Annotated in this window: 1 protein-coding gene; it reads left to right on the top strand. The window is 64.1% G+C overall.

All coding sequences use genetic code 11. The annotated features are described in order from the left end of the window. Positions 1-1,185, top strand: a 1,185-nt coding sequence (gene tuf / locus D5301_RS23955) for an elongation factor Tu (RefSeq protein WP_065426809.1), incomplete at its 5' end; no start/stop codon positions are given.

Genomic DNA, 1,185 nt, shown 5'->3' with positions numbered 1-1,185 from the left:
AAGGGTAAGTTCGAGCGCACCAAGCCGCACGTCAACGTCGGCACCATCGGTCACGTCGATCACGGCAAGACCACGCTGACCGCCGCACTGACCAAGATCGGTGCCGAGCGCTTCGGTGGCGAGTTCAAGGATTACTCCTCGATCGACGCCGCGCCGGAAGAAAAGGCGCGTGGTATCACGATCTCGACCGCGCACGTCGAATACGAATCCCCGGTCCGTCACTACGCCCACGTCGATTGCCCGGGCCATGCTGACTACGTCAAGAACATGATCACCGGTGCCGCCCAGATGGACGGCGCGATCCTGGTGTGCTCGGCCGCTGACGGCCCGATGCCGCAGACCCGCGAGCACATCCTGCTGTCGCGTCAGGTCGGCGTGCCGTACATCGTCGTGTTCCTGAACAAGGCCGACATGGTTGACGACGCCGAGCTGCTCGAGCTGGTCGAGATGGAAGTGCGCGAGCTGCTGAGCAAGTACGACTTCCCGGGCGACGACACCCCGATCATCGCCGGTTCGGCCCGTCTGGCGCTGGAAGGCGACCAGAGCGACATCGGCGTGCCGGCCATCCTGAAGCTGGTCGATGCCCTGGACAGCTGGATTCCGGAGCCGGAGCGCGCGATCGACAAGCCGTTCCTGATGCCGGTGGAAGACGTGTTCTCGATCTCGGGCCGCGGCACCGTGGTGACCGGTCGTATCGAGCGCGGCGTGATCAAGGTTGGCGACGAAATCGAAATCGTCGGCATCCGTCCGGTGCAGAAGACCACCGTGACCGGCGTTGAAATGTTCCGCAAGCTGCTGGACCAGGGTCAGGCAGGCGACAACGCTGGCCTGCTGCTGCGCGGCACCAAGCGTGACGACGTCGAGCGTGGCCAGGTCCTGGCCAAGCCGGGTTCGATCAAGCCGCACACCAAGTTCGAAGGCGAAGTCTACGTCCTGTCGAAGGACGAGGGCGGCCGTCACACCCCGTTCTTCAACGGCTACCGTCCGCAGTTCTACTTCCGCACCACCGACATCACCGGCGCAGCTGCTCTGCCGGAAGGCGTCGAAATGGTGATGCCGGGTGACAACGTCAAGATGGTCGTCACCCTGATCAACCCGGTGGCAATGGACGAAGGCCTGCGCTTCGCCATCCGCGAAGGTGGCCGTACCGTCGGCGCCGGCGTGGTCTCGAAGATCATCGAGTAA

Origin of the sequence: Stenotrophomonas sp. MH181796, from assembly GCF_009659995.1 — a bacterium.
Lineage (GTDB): Bacteria > Pseudomonadota > Gammaproteobacteria > Xanthomonadales > Xanthomonadaceae > Stenotrophomonas > Stenotrophomonas riyadhensis.
The sequence above is the reverse complement of the archived record's forward strand: the minus strand, read 5'-3'. Positions and strand labels throughout refer to the sequence as shown.